This is a genomic window from Candidatus Pelagibacter communis (assembly GCF_001180105.1).
GTDB classification, from domain to species: domain Bacteria; phylum Pseudomonadota; class Alphaproteobacteria; order Pelagibacterales; family Pelagibacteraceae; genus Pelagibacter; species Pelagibacter ubique_K.
On record NZ_CVSO01000074.1, the window covers coordinates 1 to 778 of the forward strand.

1 protein-coding gene is annotated in these 778 nt (G+C 31.6%); it reads right to left on the reverse strand.

Annotation, left to right across the window (positions count from 1 at the left end; translation table 11 throughout):
• Positions 1 to 778, reverse strand: a 778-nt coding sequence (locus AMN84_RS05095; RefSeq protein ID WP_179850710.1) for a DUF3794 domain-containing protein, incomplete at both ends; no start/stop codon positions are given.

The window sequence follows — 778 nt, forward strand, 5'->3', positions numbered from 1 at the left end:
CCCCATTCATTGTAATATAAGTAATTATTATCTCAGCAAATCCTTCTACATTTAACATTTCTCCATCCAACATATAGTCATCCACTTTTGCTTTCATCTGTGCATTAAATATGTTGTTATTTTCCGGACTTAACCCTTGTGCATTTACATTCACTTTTTTGGGTGCTATTGTTGTATCTTTAAAAATTAAATTTTGATATGTCTGATTTTCTCCGGAAATATCAACTTTCTTTCCAGGACAATATATATCATTTATTACTTCCGCCTTTTCATTGCCATACGTAGTGTATTTAGCGGTTATAATATATTCCGTTTCTATTATCCTATCTTCTCCATCATAATCCGGACTTATTTGAGGATCGTATGTCGGCATTACATCTAACTCACAAAAAACATATTGCTCGTTATCATCTCTAAATAGAGGGATATTACCATTTATCACTACCTTATGGGTCACTACATCTAAAATATTTTCGTCTTCTATAGACTGATACATAGTATCGATTTCCACTGTAGCACTATATATAAGCTCGTCATCCGTCCGCTTAATTTGTTCATCTTTCAAATTCATGGATTGTTTTAGAATTTCCCCAATTGCAGGCTTATTTTGTGGAATCGTTAACTCTTCTTTTAAAATCTTCTTATCCTCTTTAAAAGGTAACATTGTTACAATATCAATTTCTTCTGTTTTCTTTTCCACATTATCATTTTGCGTTCTTATATCTTCTAATATAGATATCTCTTTAGTTGTAGTAATAACCGCATCCAAAGCAATGAT